At 66.9% G+C, this 18,738-nt stretch carries 18 protein-coding genes; 7 read left to right on the forward strand and 11 right to left on the reverse strand.

Annotated features, from left to right (window positions below; genetic code table 11):
• Positions 1–193 precede the first annotated feature (193 nt).
• From ACCD06_RS13760 to ACCD06_RS13770, 3 genes are all read left to right on the forward strand, one after another.
• Positions 194–628 (forward strand): putative toxin-antitoxin system toxin component, PIN family, encoded by a 435-nt coding sequence (locus tag ACCD06_RS13760; RefSeq protein ID WP_247871172.1) that lies wholly within the window; start codon positions 194–196, stop codon positions 626–628.
• 163 nt (positions 629–791) lie between these two features.
• Positions 792–1,247, forward strand: coding sequence for a hypothetical protein (locus tag ACCD06_RS13765; RefSeq protein WP_109075625.1), 456 nt, complete (start codon positions 792–794; stop codon positions 1,245–1,247).
• A gap of 224 nt (positions 1,248–1,471) precedes the next feature.
• Positions 1,472–2,011: a DedA family protein gene (locus ACCD06_RS13770; protein ID WP_109075624.1), complete on the forward strand. Its 540-nt coding sequence runs from the start codon at positions 1,472–1,474 to the stop codon at positions 2,009–2,011.
• 28 nt (positions 2,012–2,039) lie between these two features.
• Here the strand turns inward: ACCD06_RS13770 and ACCD06_RS13775 are convergent, their stop codons facing one another.
• The 11 genes from ACCD06_RS13775 to ACCD06_RS13825 all read right to left on the reverse strand — a co-directional run bounded on the left by ACCD06_RS13775 (position 2,040) and on the right by ACCD06_RS13825 (position 15,668).
• A complete protein-coding gene (locus ACCD06_RS13775; RefSeq protein ID WP_413341271.1) occupies positions 2,040–3,260 on the reverse strand; it encodes an HD-GYP domain-containing protein in 1,221 nt (406 codons plus the stop codon).
• A 122-nt stretch (positions 3,261–3,382) separates the two neighbouring features.
• On the reverse strand, positions 3,383–4,612 hold the full coding sequence (locus ACCD06_RS13780; protein WP_413341273.1) for an SLC13 family permease: 1,230 nt from the start codon (positions 4,610–4,612) through the stop codon (positions 3,383–3,385).
• 22 nt (positions 4,613–4,634) lie between these two features.
• Positions 4,635–5,459, reverse strand: a complete 825-nt coding sequence (locus ACCD06_RS13785) for an MBL fold metallo-hydrolase (RefSeq protein ID WP_109075622.1) — start codon at positions 5,457–5,459, stop codon at positions 4,635–4,637.
• Positions 5,460–5,634: 175 nt separating this feature from the next.
• Positions 5,635–7,860, reverse strand: coding sequence for a phosphoribosylformylglycinamidine synthase subunit PurL (purL, locus tag ACCD06_RS13790; RefSeq protein WP_413341275.1), 2,226 nt, complete (start codon positions 7,858–7,860; stop codon positions 5,635–5,637).
• On the reverse strand, positions 7,857–8,546 hold the full coding sequence (gene purQ, locus ACCD06_RS13795; protein WP_413341277.1) for a phosphoribosylformylglycinamidine synthase subunit PurQ: 690 nt from the start codon (positions 8,544–8,546) through the stop codon (positions 7,857–7,859). Before purQ ends, purL begins: the two co-directional genes overlap by 4 nt.
• A gap of 112 nt (positions 8,547–8,658) precedes the next feature.
• Positions 8,659–9,885, reverse strand: coding sequence for an ammonium transporter (locus ACCD06_RS13800; RefSeq protein WP_413341278.1), 1,227 nt, complete (start codon positions 9,883–9,885; stop codon positions 8,659–8,661).
• Between the two features lie 225 nt (positions 9,886–10,110).
• Positions 10,111–11,481: a TldD/PmbA family protein gene (locus ACCD06_RS13805; protein WP_413341280.1), complete on the reverse strand. Its 1,371-nt coding sequence runs from the start codon at positions 11,479–11,481 to the stop codon at positions 10,111–10,113.
• Positions 11,482–11,601: 120 nt separating this feature from the next.
• The gene (locus tag ACCD06_RS13810; protein WP_413341282.1) at positions 11,602–12,033 is read right to left on the reverse strand and encodes a DoxX family protein; all 432 of its coding nucleotides are present in this window, start codon (positions 12,031–12,033) and stop codon (positions 11,602–11,604) included.
• A 280-nt stretch (positions 12,034–12,313) separates the two neighbouring features.
• On the reverse strand, positions 12,314–13,693 hold the full coding sequence (cysS, locus tag ACCD06_RS13815) for a cysteine--tRNA ligase (RefSeq protein WP_413341284.1): 1,380 nt from the start codon (positions 13,691–13,693) through the stop codon (positions 12,314–12,316).
• Positions 13,694–13,721: 28 nt separating this feature from the next.
• Entirely contained in the window at positions 13,722–15,065 is a 1,344-nt protein-coding gene (gltX, locus tag ACCD06_RS13820) for a glutamate--tRNA ligase (protein WP_413341286.1), read from the reverse strand.
• Between the two features lie 90 nt (positions 15,066–15,155).
• The gene (locus ACCD06_RS13825) at positions 15,156–15,668 is read right to left on the reverse strand and encodes a MarR family winged helix-turn-helix transcriptional regulator (protein ID WP_413341288.1); all 513 of its coding nucleotides are present in this window, start codon (positions 15,666–15,668) and stop codon (positions 15,156–15,158) included.
• A gap of 294 nt (positions 15,669–15,962) precedes the next feature.
• Here ACCD06_RS13825 and ACCD06_RS13830 point away from each other — a divergent pair, with 294 nt between their 5' ends.
• The 4 genes from ACCD06_RS13830 (at position 15,963) to ACCD06_RS13845 (ending at position 18,696) form a co-directional block, all read left to right on the forward strand.
• A complete protein-coding gene (locus ACCD06_RS13830; RefSeq protein WP_413342505.1) occupies positions 15,963–16,796 on the forward strand; it encodes an alpha/beta fold hydrolase in 834 nt (277 codons plus the stop codon).
• A gap of 148 nt (positions 16,797–16,944) precedes the next feature.
• Positions 16,945–17,613: an isoprenoid biosynthesis glyoxalase ElbB gene (gene elbB / locus ACCD06_RS13835; RefSeq protein ID WP_109075613.1), complete on the forward strand. Its 669-nt coding sequence runs from the start codon at positions 16,945–16,947 to the stop codon at positions 17,611–17,613.
• Between the two features lie 137 nt (positions 17,614–17,750).
• Positions 17,751–18,320 carry a hypothetical protein gene (locus tag ACCD06_RS13840; RefSeq protein WP_109075612.1) on the forward strand — a complete coding sequence of 190 codons (570 nt, stop codon included), beginning with the start codon at positions 17,751–17,753 and terminating at the stop codon, positions 18,318–18,320.
• A gap of 151 nt (positions 18,321–18,471) precedes the next feature.
• Positions 18,472–18,696, forward strand: a complete 225-nt coding sequence (locus ACCD06_RS13845) for a hypothetical protein (protein WP_109075611.1) — start codon at positions 18,472–18,474, stop codon at positions 18,694–18,696.
• The last annotated feature ends 42 nt before the right edge of the window (positions 18,697–18,738 follow it).

An 18,738-nucleotide genomic window follows, 5' to 3' on the forward strand; every position in this document is an offset into this window, starting at 1 on the left:
CCGATACTTCCGTCCTAAAGGTTCCGTTCACACCTTGCGGGGTTCTTACCGCAAAGCGCCCCTGCCCACAACAGACGCTTCGCATCGGCCCCGACAACTTCAACCGCGATGGTCCTGCAATATATCAATGCTCAGCCGTGACTCCGCCGCTCTCGACGCGGTTCGCCCTTCGGCTCCGATACCGGTCCGGGCCGTGCTCGACACCAACATCCTGGTTGCCTATGCGCTGCTGGGCGATGCCGCGGCACGCCGGCACGACGCGATCCGCCGCTGCGTGGAACGGGTGCGCGCCGACCATGGCCTCGTCGGCAGCGCCGAAACGCTGGCGGAGTTGGACGAGGTGCTGATGCGGCCGACCTTCGACCGCTACGCCGCTGCGGCAGATCGCCGCGCCTTCCTCGTGCTCATCAGGAATGAGACGACACTGGTCGCCCCCGCCGCCGTCGGGCGCCTGTGCCGCGATCCGGAAGACGACATGTTTCTCGCCGCAGCGGTCGGCGGATCGGTACCCTGGCTGGTGACCGTCGACCGCCAGCTTCTGTCGGTGCGCCGGGCCGGCGAAACGCGGGTGCTGCGGCCGGAACGCTTCCTCGAAGCGATGGCTCTTCAACATGGTCCCCAAGAATAGCCGCCAAAAATAGCCCGTGGGCATAGCCGTCAGAATCCGCTCGACAAACCGGGCGCGCTTTCTAGAATGAAAAGAGAACACACCGCAAACCGCGGGTGAACAGGGAATGGCCGGTGCGGAAAGCGCCGGCGGTATTGGCGGAGCGCAGGGGGCAACCGCAGCGATGAGCGTCCAACGGCTTCTGTTCGACGATCTGCCGGAGACCGAACCGGCGCGCAAGCCGCGCCGGGCGCGGGCTGCCGCGGGCGCCACAGCTTCGACGATGGCCGCCCAGGTCGCGGTCGATGTGGTGCGGGAGGCCGCCCCCCTGCCCAGGGCGGCGGTGATGGCGGCGACTGTCGCGACCCTGCCGCTCGCTCCGCCGGCTCCGCCACCACCGCCCCCGGCCTTCGATCCGGCCGCCCTGTCCAACCCCGAACTTCGGGCGCTGGTGCAGGCGCTGCCCGACCAACGGCTGGCCCATCTGCTGATCGAGGCGGCACGCGAACTGAAACGCCGCGCCGCCCCCGACCGCGGCGATGCCGACGGTGAGGATGGCGATGTCCCGATGGAACCCAATCCAGCCCTTTTGCGCGCCGCCCGGCAGGCTGTCGGCGAATTGTCCGGGGATGACTTCTGAGCCACGTCTCACCGTTGGGGCGGCCCCTTAGTCAATAAAGTTTCCGAGACAAACCGCGCGGCTTTATGTCATGATCTGTCCCAGCCCACGCTCTACATGCCGCATCGCACAATATAGCGGTTACAAAGCGCCACCGGGCCCGCCGAACCTACAAGCGACGTCTCCCGGAGGGGTCTTTGGACTGGATCACTTGGTTGCAGGAATGGGGGAACGCCTTTTACCCGATGGCCTTTCTCTGGGCCTTTTTTGAAGGTGAAACATTTGTAATCTTCGGCGGGATGGGCGCCAAACTTGGCATCGTCAATCTGTATTGGCTGGTCGGTTCGGTGTGGATCGGCAGCTTCCTGGGCGATCAGGTCTGGTTCTGGCTGGGGCGCCGTTGGGGCAAAAAGGCCCTGGCCCGCTTTCCGTCCGCCGATGCCCATGCCTGCCGGGTCCTGAGCTGGCTGGAGAGATACGGCGTCGCCTTCATCCTGGTCTTCCGCTTCCTCTATGGCGTGCGCAACATCGCGTCGGTCGCCATCGGCACCTCCGGCATGCGGTGGTCCCGCTTCCTGTTCTGGAACTTCATCGCCGCCGGCATCTGGGCCTGGACCTTCGCCGGGGCCGGTTACCTGTTCGGTGAAGCCGCCGCCGCGATCGGCGAGGACGGGCCGAAGATCCTGTTGCTGAGCGGCCTTGCCATCGGCGGTCTGTGGATCGGGGTCAAGAGCTTCCGCTGGGTCCGCCGCCGTGCGCTTGCCGCGACCAACCCGGCGGAGTGATCCGCCGGCTTCTCGGACCGCGCCGGTCTCAGACCGCAAGAGTCTCCTGATCCTTCAGCCGCTCCCAGATCGCATTGAATTCCGCATGGCGGCCGGCAAACAGCGAGAGCAGGCGCGGGTCGAAATGCACCCTCGGATCCAGGCGGTCGTCACCGTTCAGCAGGATGTCGACCGCCTTCTCGTGGCTGAATGACGGCTTGTAGGGACGGGCGCTGCGCAGGGCGTCGTAGCAGTCGGCGATGGCGACGATGCGGGCGGCCAGCGGGATTTCCTCCCCCTTCAAGCCACGGGGATAGCCGGTGCCGGCCCACTGCTCGTGGTGGTACAGCGCGATCTCGGCAGCCATCTTCAGCCGGTCCGACGCGATCAGAATGTCGTGGCCGTAGACCGGATGGCGCCGCATCTCCGCCAGCTCACGGTCGTCGAGCCGGCCCTTCTTGTGCAGCACCGCCTGATCGACGCTCATCTTGCCGACATCGTGCAGGGCGGCGGAAAAGCGGATCTCGTTGCAGAAGGCGCGGCTGCAGCCGGCCCAGGTCGCCAGCGCGTGGGAGTATTCGTTGACGCGCAGGATGTGGTTGCCGGTGTCCTCGTCATGCACCTCTGCGGCGCGGGCCAGCAGGTTCACCGACACCATGAAGGCGCGCTCCGTCTCCGCCTGCAGTTCGGCGACGCGGCGGCGCTCCCGGGTCAGGGCGCGGTTCCGCTCGGTCAGACGCTCCAGCGTCGCGGCGCGCTCCAGCGCCCGGCCGACGATGTGGTTGACCGGAGCGATCATCTGCTCATGTTCTGGCAGAAAGGAAGGCGGTCCCTCCACCGGGCGGCGGTTGATCAGCTGCACCACCCCGATCGGCCGGTCACGGAAGCCTTTCAGCGCGAAGGCCATGATGGAGCGGGTGCGGAAACCGGTGCGCTGGTCGAAGGCGGGGTTGAAGCTGTAAGGGCGATCCTCCGCGATTGCGTAGGCATCCTCCAGCAGCAGAGTCTCGCCGGTCGCCGCGACATAGCCGACAATGGAGGCTTGGCTCACCGGCACCGAGAACAGCGTCGGTTTCGCGCGGATCACGTCGTTCTGGGCGCTGACCGCCTCCAGATGCCGGTGTCGCCCCTGCCCGCGCAGCATGAAGATCGTGCCCGCCTCGGCCCCGGTCAGGTCGCGGCATTTGCGCAGCACCCGATCGCTGAGCGATCGCAGCGACTGGTTCGGCGCACTTTCGATAAATTCAAGGAATTGGCCGACCAGACCCACAGCGCTCCCCCACCCCGGCGCACATACATCGGTGCACGAACAGAGTACCCCAATTGTCGCGCCCGGAAGAAGGGGCTTGCAGTTCTGAAAGTCACCAGCTGATCACAGGTCACAGACGACCGTCACAGCCCCATCCAGCCGCCGGCCCACAGCCAGACCGCCGCCAGCGCCATCGACAGCAGCGCCATCGGCACACCGCAGCGGGCGTGCTCGACAAAGCCCAGCCGGACACCGGCCGCCGCCGCCCGCTCCGCCACGATGATGTTGGCGAGGCTGCCCGGCAGCAGCAGGTTGCCGGCCAACGTCGACAGCAGCGCCAGACCATAGAGCGCCCCCTCCGGCGGCGACGGCCAGGCGGCCAGCAGCAGGATCACCGCCGGCACATTGCCGATGCTGTTGCTGCCCGCCAGCGCCAGCGGCAGCATCACCGCCAGCCGGTCGGGAAGCCATCCCGCCGCCTGCAGGTCGCCGACCAGGGCCGCCGGGATGCCGGTCAGCCCCAGCGCGTGATTGATGGCGAAGAGCGCCGCGAACAGGACCAGCAGATGCCAGTCGACCATCCCCAGCATGTCGCGGCTGGCCATGCGCCGGCTGATCATCATCACGCCGGCCACCAGCAGCACCGAATGCTCCTGCGGGATGTCGCGGGTGAACAGAACCAGCAGAACCAGCGTCGCCGCCACCGCCTTGCCCAACTGCCAGCGGTCGAGCGCCACCGGCGCCACCTGTCCCCCGCCCTCCTGCGGCATGCCGAAGCGCCCGCGCCAGACGAGCCAGACGGTGCCGTAGACGATGGCCATGGCGGCCAGTGCCGGCCCGCCGCAGACCGCCAGGAAGCGCCAGAAATCGAGATGCCCGACCTGACCGATCAGGATGTTCTGCGGGTTGCCGATCAGCGTGGCCGCCGACCCGGCATTGGCCGCCCCGGCGAGCGCGATCAGGTAGGGCCGCGGGTCGAGCTTGCGCGCCTGCAGGCCCAGGCACAGCATCGGCGTCATCGCGAAGACGACCACGTCGTTCGCCAGCACAGCGGACAAGCCGCCGGCGACCAGCACGATCACCGCCAGCAGCCGCGCCGGCGAGCGCGCCGCCTGCGCAACCTTCAGCGCGCACCAGTCGTAGAAACCACTGCCGGCATATTGCGCGGACAGGATCATCAGCCCCAGCAGGATGAAGATCGTCGGGAAATCGACCGCCGCGACCAATTGCGTGGTGTCGAGCGCACCGGCCGCCAGCAGCAGGATCGCCGCGACCAGCGCGATGCCGGTGCGGTCGATGCTGAGACCGGGAAAACGCCCCAGAGCCATGCCCAGATAGGTGGCGGTGAACAGAATCAGGATGGTGGCGGTCATAATGCCCGATGCGCAGGGAAAGTCAGTCGAGGGAGATGGTGGTTCCCTCGCGCGCGGCAAAGCAGTTCGGGAACTCCGCCTTCGCCGCCGCCTCGATCCGCTCCATGGTGGCGTCGTCGTGGTCGGGATCGTGATGGAACAGGCCCAGCGTCTTCACATGGGCCGCGCGGGCGATCCGCACCGCCTCCATCCAGGTCGAATGGCCCCAACCGACGCGCTGCGCCCATTCCTCGTCCGTGTAGGTCGAGTCGTAGAGCAGCAGGTCGACGCCATCGACAAGGTTCAGAATGTTGCGGTCGGGCTGGTCCGGCACATGTTCGGTGTCGGTGACATAAGCCACCGACCGGCCCTGATACTCGATCCGGTAACCGGTGGCGCCGTCGGGGTGGTTCAGCGCCGCGGTGTGGATTCGCACCCCGCCCTCCAACTTGAAGCTGTGGCCGGGCGGCACCTCAAGGAAGCTCAGGTTGCCGCCCATGGTGCGCAGCGGCACCGGGAACAGCGGCCGTTCCATCTGGCGCGCCATCACCGATTCGATGTCGGGACTGCCGGCCAGATGGCCGGAGACCACCCGCAGATCGAAACCCTTGGTGTAGGCCGGCGCGAAGAAGGGAAAGCCGCTGATGTGGTCGAGATGGGTATGGCTCAGCAGCAGTGTCGCGCTGGTCACCCCCTCGGCCAGCAGCTTGCGGCCCAGCATCCGCAGTCCGGTGCCGGCGTCGATGATGATCCGCTGCTTTCCCGCCTGCACTTCAACGCAAGCAGTGTTGCCGCCGAATCCCAGATGCGAGGCCATCGGGCAGGGAATCGTGCCGCGCACGCCCCAGAAGGTGACTGAAAACCCCATTCCCCCGCCTCCAGGCGCGTTGATACGCCGATCCAACCCCTTTTGGATGGCGAGTTTAGCGCGATCCTTCGGTATGTACACGATGGCGGACGTTCGGCAAGGAATGATCGCCGAAAAACGGACGGGGCCGCTTCACAGGAAGCGACCCCGCCAATCATCCTACTGCTCGGCCGTCTTACAGTTCGGCCGCCATGTAGGTCGGCAGCCAGCCTTCGTTGGCCTCGCGCAGGCGCTTCAGCGAGACGATGTCGCCGCCACGGCCCGACAGCGACGTGCCGCGGGTCTCACCCAGCACACTGACCGGAACGCCGGCCGCCTTGGCCTTCTCCTGCACCGTCGCGGCAATGTCCGGACGGACGGCCAGGACGTAGCGGCCCTGGTCCTCGCCGAACAGCACGCGCGGACCGGCGCCGTCGAAGCCGGTCAGGTAGGCGCCGATGCCGCCGGCCAGCGCCATTTCGGCGATGGTGACGATCAGGCCACCGTCGGCCACGTCGTGGCTCGACACCACCAGACCCTCGCGGATCAGGCCGCGGACGAAGTCGCCGTTGCGACGCTCCACCGCCAGATCGACCGGCGGGGGAGCCCCCTCCTCGCGGCCGAGGATCTCGCGCAGGAAGATCGACTGGCCGATGTGGCCTTTCGTCTCGCCCACCGCAAGGATCACGTCGCCCTCACCCCGGAAGGCGATGCCGACGGCGATCATCGCGTCCGGCATGATGCCGACGCCGCCGATGGCCGGGGTCGGCAGGATCGCCTCGCCGTTGGTCTCGTTGTAGAGCGAGACGTTGCCCGACACGACCGGGAAGTCCAGCGCCTTGCAGGCCTCGCCGATGCCCTGAACGGCGCCGACGAACTGGCCCATGATCCGCGGCTTCTCGGGGTTGCCGAAGTTCATGTTGTCGGTGATGGCGAGCGGCAGGGCGCCCACCGCCGACAGGTTGCGCCACGCCTCGGCCACAGCCTGCTTGCCGCCCTCGACCGGGTCGGCCAGGCAGTAGCGCGGGGTGCAGTCGGTGGTGATGGCGACCGCCTTGGTCTGGCCCGGCACGCGCACGACCGCGGCATCGGCCTGACCCGACATGAAGCGGGTGTCGCCGCCGACGAGGCTGTCATACTGCTCCCAGATCCAGCGCTTGGAGGCCAGATCGGGGCAGCCGAACAGCTTGGTCAGCGTGTCGCCCAGGTCGCCGGAATAGCCGGCGAGCACGCTGTCGTCGACATCCGAAGCCTTCGGCGTCGGCTCCCACGGGCGGTTGTATTCCGGCGCGGCGTTGGAGACCGGGGCGATCGGCATGTCGCACCAGGTCTCGCCATACATCTTGATGACGAGGTTGCCGGTGTCGGTCAGGTGGCCGATGACGGCGAAGTCCAGCTCCCACTTGTCGAAGATGGCCTTCGCCACCTCCTCGCGGCCGGGCTTCAGGATGATCAGCATGCGCTCCTGGCTTTCGGAGAGCATGATCTCATAGGGCGTCATCGCCTGTTCGCGCATCGGCAGGGTGTCGAGCGTCAGCTCGATGCCCAGACCACCCTTGCCCGCCATCTCGACCGAGGAGGAGGTCAGGCCGGCCGCGCCCATGTCCTGGATGGCGACGATGGCGTCCGTCTCCATCAGCTCCAGGCAGGCTTCGATCAGCAGCTTTTCGGTGAAGGGGTCGCCGACCTGCACGGTCGGGCGCTTCTCCTCCGAGTCCTCGGTGAATTCGGCGGACGCCATGGTGGCGCCGTGGATACCGTCGCGGCCGGTCTTGGAGCCGACATAGACGACCGGGTTGCCGATGCCGGCGGCGGCCGAATAGAAGATCTTGTCGGTCTTGGCGACACCCACGGTCATGGCGTTGACCAGGATGTTGCCGTTGTAGGCCGGGTGGAAGTTGGTCTCGCCGCCCACGGTCGGCACGCCGACGCAGTTGCCGTAGCCGCCGATGCCGGCGACCACGCCCGACACCAGATGGCGGGTCTTGGGATGGTCGGGCGAGCCGAAGCGCAGCGCGTTCATGTTGGCGATGGGGCGCGCGCCCATGGTGAACACGTCGCGCAGGATGCCGCCCACGCCCGTCGCCGCGCCCTGGTAGGGCTCGATGTAGGACGGGTGGTTGTGGCTCTCCATCTTGAAGATGACAGCGTCGCCGTCGCCGATGTCGACCACGCCGGCATTCTCGCCGGGGCCGCAGATCACCTGCGGGCCGGTGGTCGGCAGCGTCTTCAGCCACACCTTGGACGACTTGTAGGAGCAGTGCTCCGACCACATGACCGAGATGATGCCCAGCTCGGTGAAGGTCGGGGTGCGGCCCAGGATGTCCAGGGCGTTCTGGTATTCCTCGGCGGACAGGCCGAACTCCTTGGCGAGTTCGGCGGAGACCGGACGCTCCTGCGCCTTGGTAGCTTCAGCGCTCACGACAGGGCCTCCACCAGACCTTCGAACATGGGCTTGCCGTCGGTGTTGCCGTGCAGGGCCTCCACCGCGTCCTCGGGGTGCGGCATCAGGCCCAGCACGGTGCGCTTGGCGTTGAAGATGCCGGCGATGTCGGACACCGAGCCGTTCGGGTTGCCGCGCGGGTCGCTACGCGCCTCGTCACCGACATAGCGGAAGGCGACCTGGCCTTCGCCGTCCAGCCGCTTCACCGTCTCCGCGTCGGTCCAGTAGTTGCCGTCGCCGTGGGCCACGGGGAACCGGACGATCTGGCCCTTCGCGTATTTCTTGGTGAAGGGGCTGTCGGTGTTCTCCACCCGCAGATGCTGGACGCGGCAGACGAACTTCAGCGCACCGTTGCGCATCAGCGCGCCGGGCAGCAGCCCGGCCTCGGTGATGATCTGGAAGCCGTTGCAGACGCCGAGGACGCGCACGCCCTGATCGGCCCGCACCTTCACCTCGCGCATGATCGGCGAATGCGCCGCCATGGCGCCGGAGCGCAGGTAATCGCCATAGGAGAAGCCGCCGGGCACGACGATCAGGTCGACCTTGGGCAGTTCGGTGTCGCGGTGCCAGACCAGATGCGGCTTGGTCCCGCTGACGGCCTCCAGCGCGGCGACGGCGTCGCGTTCGCGGTTGGAGCCGGGGAAAACGACGATGGCGGCCTTCATGGGGCGGTCAAAATCCGGCGTCGTGAGGGGGAGGAGTTCGCGCCGGACACTAAAGCCGCCGCCCCGGCAAAGCAAGGGGTGGCCAAGGGACGGCGGACTTGTGTGCGGCGCATTACATGCCCGGCGCGTCCTCTTCCGGGTATGCGGTGATGTGGTGCAACGACAGGTCGGCGCCCTTGTACTCCTGTTCAGGGTCCAGGCGGATGCCGACGGTGACGCGCAGCAGGCCGTAGACCGCCAGACCGGCGGCGAATCCGAAGCCGGCGCCGCCCAGCGTACCGACGATCTGGCTGAGGATCGACACGCCGCCCAGGCCGCCCAGCGCCTCCTGCCCGAAGACGCCGGCCAGCAGGCCGCCGGTCAGGCCGCACAGCCCGTGCAGCGGCCAGACGCCCAGCACGTCGTCGATCTTCCAGTTGATCTGGCACTTGTTGAAGGCCCAGACGAACAGCAGCCCGGCGATGCCGCCGGTGAGCAGCGCGCCCAGCGGATGCATCACGTCGGACCCGGCGCAGACCGCCACCAGACCGGCCAGCGCGCCGTTGTGGACGAAGCCGGGGTCGGTACGGCTGATGACCAGCGAGGTCACGATGCCGCCGACCATCGCCATCAGCGAGTTCAGCGCGACCAGACCGGTCACGCCGTCCAGCACCTGGGCGCTCATCACGTTGAAGCCGAACCAGCCCACGCACAGCACCCAGGCGCCCAGCGCCAGGAAGGGGATGTTCGACGGCGGGATGGCGATCAGCGAGCCGTTGGGGCGGTAGCGGCCGCGGCGGTTGCCAAGGTTCAGCACGGCGCCCAGCGCCACCCAGCCGCCGAAGGCATGCACCACCACCGATCCGGCGAAGTCGTGGAAAGGCTGGCCGAAGGTCGCGGCCATCCAGCTTTGCAGGCCGAAGCGGGTGCCCCACACCGTGCCTTCCAGCAGCGGGTAGAACAGCGCGATCAGCGCCAACGTGGCGCCGGCCTGCGGCCAGAACTTGGCGCGCTCGGCGATGCCGCCCGACACGATGGCCGGCACCGCTGCGGCGAAGGTCGCCAGGAAGAAGAACTTCACGAGGTCGTAGCCGTAGGCCGCGAAGCCGCCGGCGCCCTTGCCGACCAGCGTGTGGGCGTCGGCGAAGAAATCGACGCCATAGGCCACCGCATAGCCGACGAAGAAATAGGCGATGGTCGACATGGCGAAATCCGACAGGATCTTCACCAGCGCGTTGACCTGATTCTTGCGCCGGACCGTCCCGACCTCCAGCAGGGCGAAGCCGCAATGCATCGCCAGCACCATCACCGCGCCCATCAGCACGAAAAGGACGTCGCCACCCGTCTTTGCCGCATCCATTTGCACAAACCTTCAGCATTTCGCCTAAAAAAGCGGCAGATTGCTAACAGATCAGGCAGATATGCGCAAGGGCCTAGCTGACGTTTGGTCAGGCGGAGTGGCGGAAATGCAGCACAAAAAGCGGGCGAACCCGCTTTGGGTTGCCCGCTGTCTGCGCAAGAACGATGCCAAGTGATGAAGAGACGGGCGGAGTGCCTCCGCCACGTGCGGCCTTATGCCGCCGACTTACATGCCCGCGATGGTCATGCCGTCGATGCGCACGGTCGGCGCATCCATGCCGAAGCGCAGTTCCAGGTCGTCGGCGGCCTCCATGTTCAGGAACATGTCCTTGAGGTTGCCGGCGATGGTGATCTCGTTGACCGGATAGGCGAGCTGGCCGTTCTCGATCCAGAATCCGCCGGCACCACGGCTATAGTCGCCGGTGACGCCGTTGACGCCCATGCCCATCAGGTCGGTGACGTAGAAGCCGTCCTTGACCTCCGCCAGCATGTCGGCGCGGCTGCGCTTGCCGGCAGCCATATAGACGTTGGCCGGAGCCGGGCCGGGAGGACCGGAGGTGCCGCGGGCGGCGTGGCCGGTGGTCTGGAGGCCGAGTTGACGGGCGGAGCGCAGGTCGAGCAGCCACGTCGTCAGCACGCCGTCCTCGATGATCGTACGGCGCGACACTTCGACGCCCTCCGCATCAAAGGGGCGGGAACGCAGGCCGCGCTTCACATGCGGGTCGTCGACGATGGTGACGGAGGGCGCGAAGATCCGCTGCCCCATCTTGTCCTTCAGGAAGCTGGTGCCGCGGGCGATGCTGGGTCCGCTGATGGCGCCGGTCAGGTGGCCGAGCAGGCCGCGCGACACCCGGGGATCGAACACCACCGGCACCTTGCAGCTCTTGACCCGGCGCGGGTTCAGGCGGCGGACGGCCCGTTCGCCGGCCTCGCGGCCGATCTCGGCGGGATCGCGCAGGTCGGCGCCATAGACCTTGCTGTCATAGTCGTAGTCGCGCTCCATCCCCGTGCCGGTGCCGGCCAGGACGGAGGCGGACAGCGACTGGCGCGACACGCCATAGCTGCCGGCGAAGCCGTTGGACGCGGCGATCGCGATGGTCGAGCGGCTCCAACCGGCATCGCCGCCTTCGGAGTTGGTGACGCCTTGGACCGCCAGCGCCGCCTCTTCGGCGATTCGCGCCCGCTCGATCAGCGTTTCCGACGACGGTTCCTCACTGTCGCAGATGTCGAGGTCGGGCCAACTGCGGGCCAGTTGCTCCGGATCGGCGATGCCGGCGAAGCCGTCCTCCGGCACCACGCGGGCCATGGCGATGGCGCGTTCGACCAGCTCGTCCAGCGCCTTGGTGCTGCGGTCGGTCGAGGAGACGATAGCCTGCCGCTTGCCGACGAACACCCGCAGGCCGAGATCGCCGGATTCGGAGCGCTCCAGCTTTTCGGTCTTGCCCAGCCGATGGGAAAGGGACACGGACGCGCTGTCGAACAGCACGGCATCGGCGGCATCCGCACCGGCGGCGCGCGCCTTGGCGATCAGGTCGTCCAGCAGATTCAGGACCCCGGACGAATCCGTCTTGTGCTGGTCGTTCGGCGAAACGGTCATCAGGCTCTCCGGTTGGTCTCCGTCCTGTCTACCAAATGGGACGGCGACGCGGAACGGGGAAGAGGCAAATTGCCCCCTCCCCGCTCCGCGTCGCCATGGAATGCGGTTTCCGGTTGCTGATCAGGCCAGTTCACGACGGGCAGCATGGGCGTTCAGCGCCGGAACCTTCAGGGCGAAGGCGCCCTCGCCCAGCAGTGACTGCACCACCAGCAGGACCGTCCAGAAGGCCGGGAACTCCCAACCGCCGCCCTGCGAATTGAACACCCAGCCATTGCCGACATGCTGCAGCGTGGCGCCGATCATGATCGGCAGCAGGGCCAGCGCGATCCAGCGGGTGTAGACACCGGCGATCAGCAGCAGCCCGCCACCGATCTCGCCCAGGATCACGAGATAGGCGAAGAAGCCGGGATAGCCGATGCTCTCGAAATAACCGACGGTGCCGGGAATGGTGAAGGTCAGCACCTTCAGCACAAGGCCATGGGCCAGGAACAGCAGGCCGAGGCCGACGCGCAGCAGGAAGGCGGCATAGGGGGCGGTGCGATTGTCGATCATGGTCAGGGTCTCCTCGATCAGGGTGGCCGGTGAGGGCCGCGTTTTGTCTGAAGAGGAGATTAGCCGAGTCGAGATGCGGGATAATCAGCGAAGTTGATGAAGGTTTGTTGCGGACGGAGGGACAATAAGGAGAAAGCACACTCTCCCGGCTCGGTAACCCTCTCCCCCCCAGGGAGAGGGCTGGGTGAGGGGGAGGCGCGGCGAGGAGTCTTGGGAAGGCACGCGGTGCATCCCCCTCACCCTAACCCTCTCCCCGGGGGGAGAGGGGACTTTCGCTAACTCACCCCCGCTTCCAGGTCGTGCCCTGCGGACCGTCTTCCAGGACGATGCCTTTGTCGGCCAGTTCCTTGCGGATGCGGTCGGCCTCGGCGAAGTTCTTCCCCGCGCGGGCGGCCTTGCGGTCGGCGATCAGCTGCTCGACGTCGGCGTCGCTCAGCCCTTCGGCACCGCCGCCGGCCGGCGCCCAGCGGAACCACGCCTCCGGGTCCTGCTGCAACAGGCCAAGTTGCTGTCCGGCCGCCAGCAGGGCACCCTTGGCCGCAGCCTTCTCGGCATCGCTCTTCGCCTTGTTCACCGCGGTCGCCAGCTCGTGCAGATGTGCGATGGCGAGCGGGCTGTTCAGGTCGTCCTCCAGTGCCGCCAGCACGTCGAAGGGCAGCTCCGCCGCCGCCGGCACCGGATCGCCGCGCAGGGCCTGATACCAGCGGTCGAGTGCACCCTTGGCCTGCCGGATGCCCTCGCGGGTGAAGTCCAGCGGCTGGCGGTAGTGGGCGCTCAGAAGCGTCAAACGGGTCGCCTCGCCGGGGAACTCGTCCAGCAGGTCGTGAACGGTGAAGAAGTTGCCGAGCGACTTCGACATCTTCTCGCCTTCGACCGTCACGAAGCCGTTGTGGACCCAGGTGCGGGCCAGCCGGTCGGTGCCGTTGGCGCAGCAGCTCTGCGCGATTTCGTTCTCATGGTGCGGGAAGATCAGGTCCAGCCCGCCGCCATGGATGTCGAAGGTGACGCCCAGATGCTCCTTCGCCATGGCGGAGCACTCGATATGCCAGCCCGGACGGCCGCGGCCCCACGGGCTGTCCCAACCGGGCTGGTCGGGGCTGCTGGGCTTCCACAGCACGAAGTCGGAGGCATCGCGCTTGTAGGGAGCCACCTCCACCCGCGCGCCGGCGATCATGTCATCCAGCGAGCGGCGCGACAGCTGGCCATAGCTGGGCATCGACGGCACGGAGAACAGCACATGCCCCTCCGCCGCATAGGCGTTGCCGCGTTCGATCAGCGTGGCGATCAGCGCGATCATCTGGCCGATATGCTGGGTCGCCCGCGGCTCGATGGTCGGGCGCAGCGCGTTCAGCGCATCCATGTCGGCATGGAACAGGTCGGTGGTGCGCGCGGTCAGCGCGTCGATCGGCTCGCCGCTGTCCCGCGCCCGGTCGATGATCTTGTCGTCCACATCGGTGATGTTGCGGACATAGGTCACCGCCGGATAGAGCCGCGACAGCAGCCGGAACAGCAGGTCGAACACCACCACCGGCCGGGCGTTGCCGATATGGGCGGTGTCGTAGACGGTCGGACCACAGACATACATGCCGACATGGTCCGGGCGAAGCGGCTCGAAGCGCTCCTTACGGCGGGTCAGCGTGTTGTAGAGGTCCAACGGCACGGTCCGAACTCCTGAATGAATATGGGTGTCAGGCGGTTTCGCCGGCCAGTCGCCGGAGGCTGCGCGCCCGTCCGATCAGGGGTAGCAGGTTCTTCAATTCCGGTCCATGGTCGCGCCCGGTCAGCGCCCGGCGCAGAGGAAGGAAGAGATCCTTGCCCTTTCGCCCCGAAGCATTCTTCACCGCATTGGTCCAAGCGCCCCAAGTGCCGAGGTCCCACGGCTCGTCGGGCAGCAGCGCCGCCGCCTGGGCCAGGAAAGCGGCATCCTCCACCACCGGCGTCACCGGCGCATGGGTCACCGCCCACCAGTCGCGTGCGTCGCTCAGCCGCGCCAGATTGGGCCGCACCGCCTCCCAGAAGGCGGCATCGGCGCCGGTCAGGCCGAGATCTTCCAGCCGCGATGCCACCGCCTCGAAGGGCGTCAGGTGGAGGATACGGGCGTTCAGCCGGCCCAGTTCGTCCGGATCGAACTTCGGCGTGCCGCGGGCGATCTTCGACAGGTCGAACTCCGCCACCAGCTCGTCCAGCGTCAGCCGCGCCTCGATCGGGTCGGAGGTGCCGAGCTTCGCCAGCAGGCTGTTCACCGCCATCGGCTCGATGCCGTCCTCGTCGCGCAGGCTGCCGACCGACAGGCTGCCCAGCCGCTTCGACAGACCCTGCCCGCCGGCATCGGTCAGCAGCGGCAGATGGGCAAAGGACGGCACGGCGGCACCCAGCGCCTCGAAGATCTGGATCTGCACGGCGGTGTTGGCGACATGGTCCTCGCCGCGGATGATGTGGGTGATGGCGAAGTCGGCGTCGTCGACCACGCTGGTCAGGGTGTAGAGCGGCCGGCCATCCTCGCGGATCAGCACAGGGTCGCTCAGCGCCGTGCCTTCGAACCGCACCGGCCCGCGGACCAGATCGGTCCATTCCACCGGAGTCGGGTTCAGCTTGAAGCGCCAATGGGGCTTGCGCCCCTCCCCTTCCAGCCGCGCGCGGTCCTCGTCGGTCAGGCGCAGCGCGGCGCGGTCGTAGATCGGGGGGCGGCCCTGCGACACCAGACTGGCGCGCTTGAGGTTCAGCTCCTCCGGCGTCTCGTAGCAGGGATAGAGCCTGCCGGCGGCCTTCAGCGCCGCAGCCGCCTCGTCATACCGTGGATAGCGGTCGCTTTCGCGGGCGAAACGATCCCAGCTCAAGCCAAGCCACGTCAGATCGGCGGCGATGGCGTCGGCGAACTCCTGGGTGGAGCGTTCCTCGTCGGTGTCGTCCAGCCGGAACATGAAGCTGCCGCCGGTCTTGCGCGCGAACAGCCAATTGACGAGCGCGAGGCGCACATTGCCGACATGGATGCGGCCGGTCGGGCTGGGGGCGAAACGGACGGCGGTGGACATGGCAGGACTCGGGTTGGAGACGGGACAGGCGGGCAGTCCTAGCACGGCCGGCGCGCCTTCCGAAAGCGGTCCGCACTCCCGGATGCAGCCTCAGGGGCGCTCCCCGGCGTCCAGCGCGGCAGGGTCGGCCGACGCCGACTCGTCCCAATCGCCCAGCGCCCGGAGCAGCGACCGCACCTGCCGGTTCAGCGAACCGATCTGCGCCAGATCCATCCCCGACCGCTCGACCAGCGTCCGGCTCAGGCAGGTGCTTTCATCCACCATCGCACGGCCGGCATCGGTCAGCCAGACCTGAACCTGCCGTTCATCCATCCGGCTGCGCCGTCGTTCGACCAACCCCGCCTGCTCCAGCCGCTTCACCGGCGGCGTGACCGTGCTGGATTCCAGCGCCAGCCTTTCGGCGATCGCGCCGACGGTCGCGCCATCCGCCTCCCCCAGCACACTCAGGATGAGGTACTGCGGATAGGTGATTCCCATGGCGTCCAGCATCGGCTTGTAGGTGCGGGTGATGGCCATGCTGGTCATATAGAGGGCGAAGCAGAGCTGGTCGTCCAACGGAACGCGGTACGGGACCGGGGGGCGATTTTCGGACGGTGCGGACATGGGGCGTCCTCCTGGCTGATCGGGTCCGGCATTTTTATCACCGGAATAGATATCGCGATAACGATTTGTCTGGACAAGCCCCAGCCTAAGGCGTAGGGATTTGTTTATCGCGATAAACGATATCGCAAAATCATTCCTCGGGAGATCGACATGACCTCGTTGAAGACCGGCGCCTCGCGGCGCGGCATGCTGACTGCTGGCCTGGGCCTTTCCGCCACCGCCGCCGCCCTGCCCTTCGTCCAGACCGCCCAGGCGGCCCAATCAACCACGGCGGCCGCATCGGGCGCGAAGAGGATGGGCAGCGGCACGGTCACGGCAAAGGACGGCACGCAGATTTTCTACAAGGACTGGGGATCGGGTCAGCCGATCGTCTTCCATCATGGCTGGCCGCTGTCGTCGGACGACTGGGATGCCCAGATGCTGTATTTCCTGTCGCAGGGCTTCCGGGTCATCGCCCATGACCGGCGTGGTCATGGCCGGTCGACGCAGACCGCCACCGGCAACGACATGGACACCTACGCCGACGATGTCGCCAGCCTGGCCGCCCATCTCGGCCTGAAGAACGCCATCCACATCGGTCATTCGACCGGCGGCGGCGAAGTGGCCCGCTATGTCGCGCGGCATGGCGGCAATGGGCGGGTGGCGAAAGCCGTGCTGATCGGAGCGGTGACGCCGATCATGCTGAAGACCGCGGCCAATCCCGGCGGCCTGCCGCTGGAGGTGTTCGACGGCTTCCGCGCCGCACTGGCCGCCAACCGCGCGCAGTTCTTCCGCGACATCCCCTCCGGCCCCTTCTATGGCTTCAACCGTGACGGCGCGAAGGTTTCGCAAGGTTTGATCGACAATTGGTGGCGGCAGGGCATGATGGGCGGAGCCAAGGCTCACTATGATTGCATCAAGGCATTCTCCGAAACCGACTTCACCGAGGATCTGAAGAAGATCGACATTCCGGTCCTGGTGATGCACGGCGACGATGACCAGATCGTGCCCGTCGCCGATTCCGCCCTGCTGGCGGTCAAGCTGCTGCGGAAAGGGACATTGAAGGTCTATCCGGGCCTCCCGCACGGCATGGCCTCCACCCACGCCGACATCATCAACCGGGATCTGCTGGCGTTCATCAAGGGCTGATACCGTCCCGCGAAAGCTCCGGACAGCGTTCGGAGCTTTCGCAGGCTCCTGGCTCCGGCTCCTGGCCCCGGCTGCCCGAAGGGAGCGTTAGGCGAAGGCAAGACTCCTGGGGTAGCGTGGCGGCAAAGCCAACCCCCGGAGAGTTTCCATGGCAGAGAAAAGCTTGCGCATCGGCGTCGTGCTGTCGGGCTGCGGCGTGTATGACGGTGCGGAAATCCACGAGGCGGTCTGCACCCTGCTGGCCATCGCCAAAATGGGCGCGGTTGCGGTGTGCTACGCCCCCGACATTCCGCAGGCCCATGTCGTCAACCACCTGACCGGCCAGGAGACCGGTGAGAGCCGCAATGTGCTGGTCGAATCGGCTCGTATCGCCCGCGGCAAGATCACCGCGCTCAGCGAGTTCTCGGCCGGCGACGTCGATGCGCTGATCTTCCCCGGCGGTTTCGGCGCCGCCAAGAATCTCAGCGACTTCGCCTTCAAGGGCGCCGACTGCTCGGTCAACCCGCAGGTGGTGGCCGCGGTCGCCGCCATGCGCGCGGCCGGCAAGCCGATCGGCGCGCTGTGCATCGCGCCGGCCATCCTCGCCAAGATCCTGGGCCAGCAGAGCGTCGAACTGACCATCGGCAGCGATCCCGGCACCGCCGCCGCGCTGGAGTCGATGGGCGCCGTCCACCGCACCACCAGCCATGGCGAGGTCGTGGTCGACCGCGGCCTGAAGGTCGTCACCTCGCCCTGCTACATGCTGGACGCCAATCTTGCCCAGATCGCCGAGGGCGCCGAGAATACTGTCAAGGCTCTGGTCGATCTGGTGAAGTGACCAAGTGAAAATGGCGGACGAAGGGGGTAGCGATACCTCCTTTGTCACCAGCAATGTCACAAAGCTGAGCAATAATTCATTAACCGCCTTCCCACACCCTTTGCCTCAGCTTCTTTTCTGTCAGGCGAGGGTTGGCGATGACCTGCATTGTGGGATTGGTGGACGGCGACCGGGTGTGGATGGGCGGCGACAGCGCCGGAGTGAACGGCCTGGACATCACGGTGCGTGCCGACACCAAGGTGTTCCGCAATGGCGACAGCCTGATCGGCTTCACCAGTTCCTTCCGCATGGGCCAGCTGCTGCATTACCGGCTGGAGGTTCCGCCGCGTGAGCACGACGCCGACCTGTTCCGCTATATGGTCGTGGACTTTGTCGATGCCGTCCGCAACTGCCTGAAGGATGGCGGTTACGCCCACCGTTCCAACGATGTGGAGACCGGCGGCACATTCATGGTCGGGCTGGAAGGCCGGCTGTTCACCGTGCAGTCCGACTATCAGGTCGGCGAGGCGGTGCGCGGCTACCACGCCATCGGCTGCGGGTCGGACTATGCGCTGGGTTCGCTGGCGTCCACCATCGGCCAGCCGCCGGAAGAGCGTGTGCTGAAGGCCCTGGAATGCGCCGAGCTGTTCAACGGCGGCGTCCGTGCGCCCTTCACCATCCAGTCCAGCCTGCGCCGTCCGCAGCTGGCGCTGACCGAAGCGGCGTGAACTCCCGTGGCTTTCGCCCCCAAACCTTCGACCAAAGTCGAAAGCAGCGGCTAAGGCTGCGCTCTGGTCATCCAAAGCATCGTGGCGTATGAACCCGTGTCCTGCTGCAGTGCGGGACAGGGAATAACCACAAAAAACTTGGGTGATAGAGATGACGGACCAAGCGGTCACCGCCGATGCTTATCTCGGTGAAGACGAGAACCCGGCCGGGTTGCTGAGCAACTGGGGAAATTCGCCCCTTTTCGTCTTTCCGGCCATGCTGCTGATTTTCATCATGCCGCTGGCAATCATCTTCCACCCGACCTGGGTGGTGCTGCCGGCCGTGCTGTGGACCTTCGGCATGATCGCCACGATCATCAAGCTGACGCGCGGCTGAGGCCGGCGCGGACGCGAAGGGGGGAAGGGGGACCGCTCCCCC

Source organism: Azospirillum sp. CT11-132 (assembly GCF_047302835.1).
Lineage (GTDB): Bacteria > Pseudomonadota > Alphaproteobacteria > Azospirillales > Azospirillaceae > Azospirillum.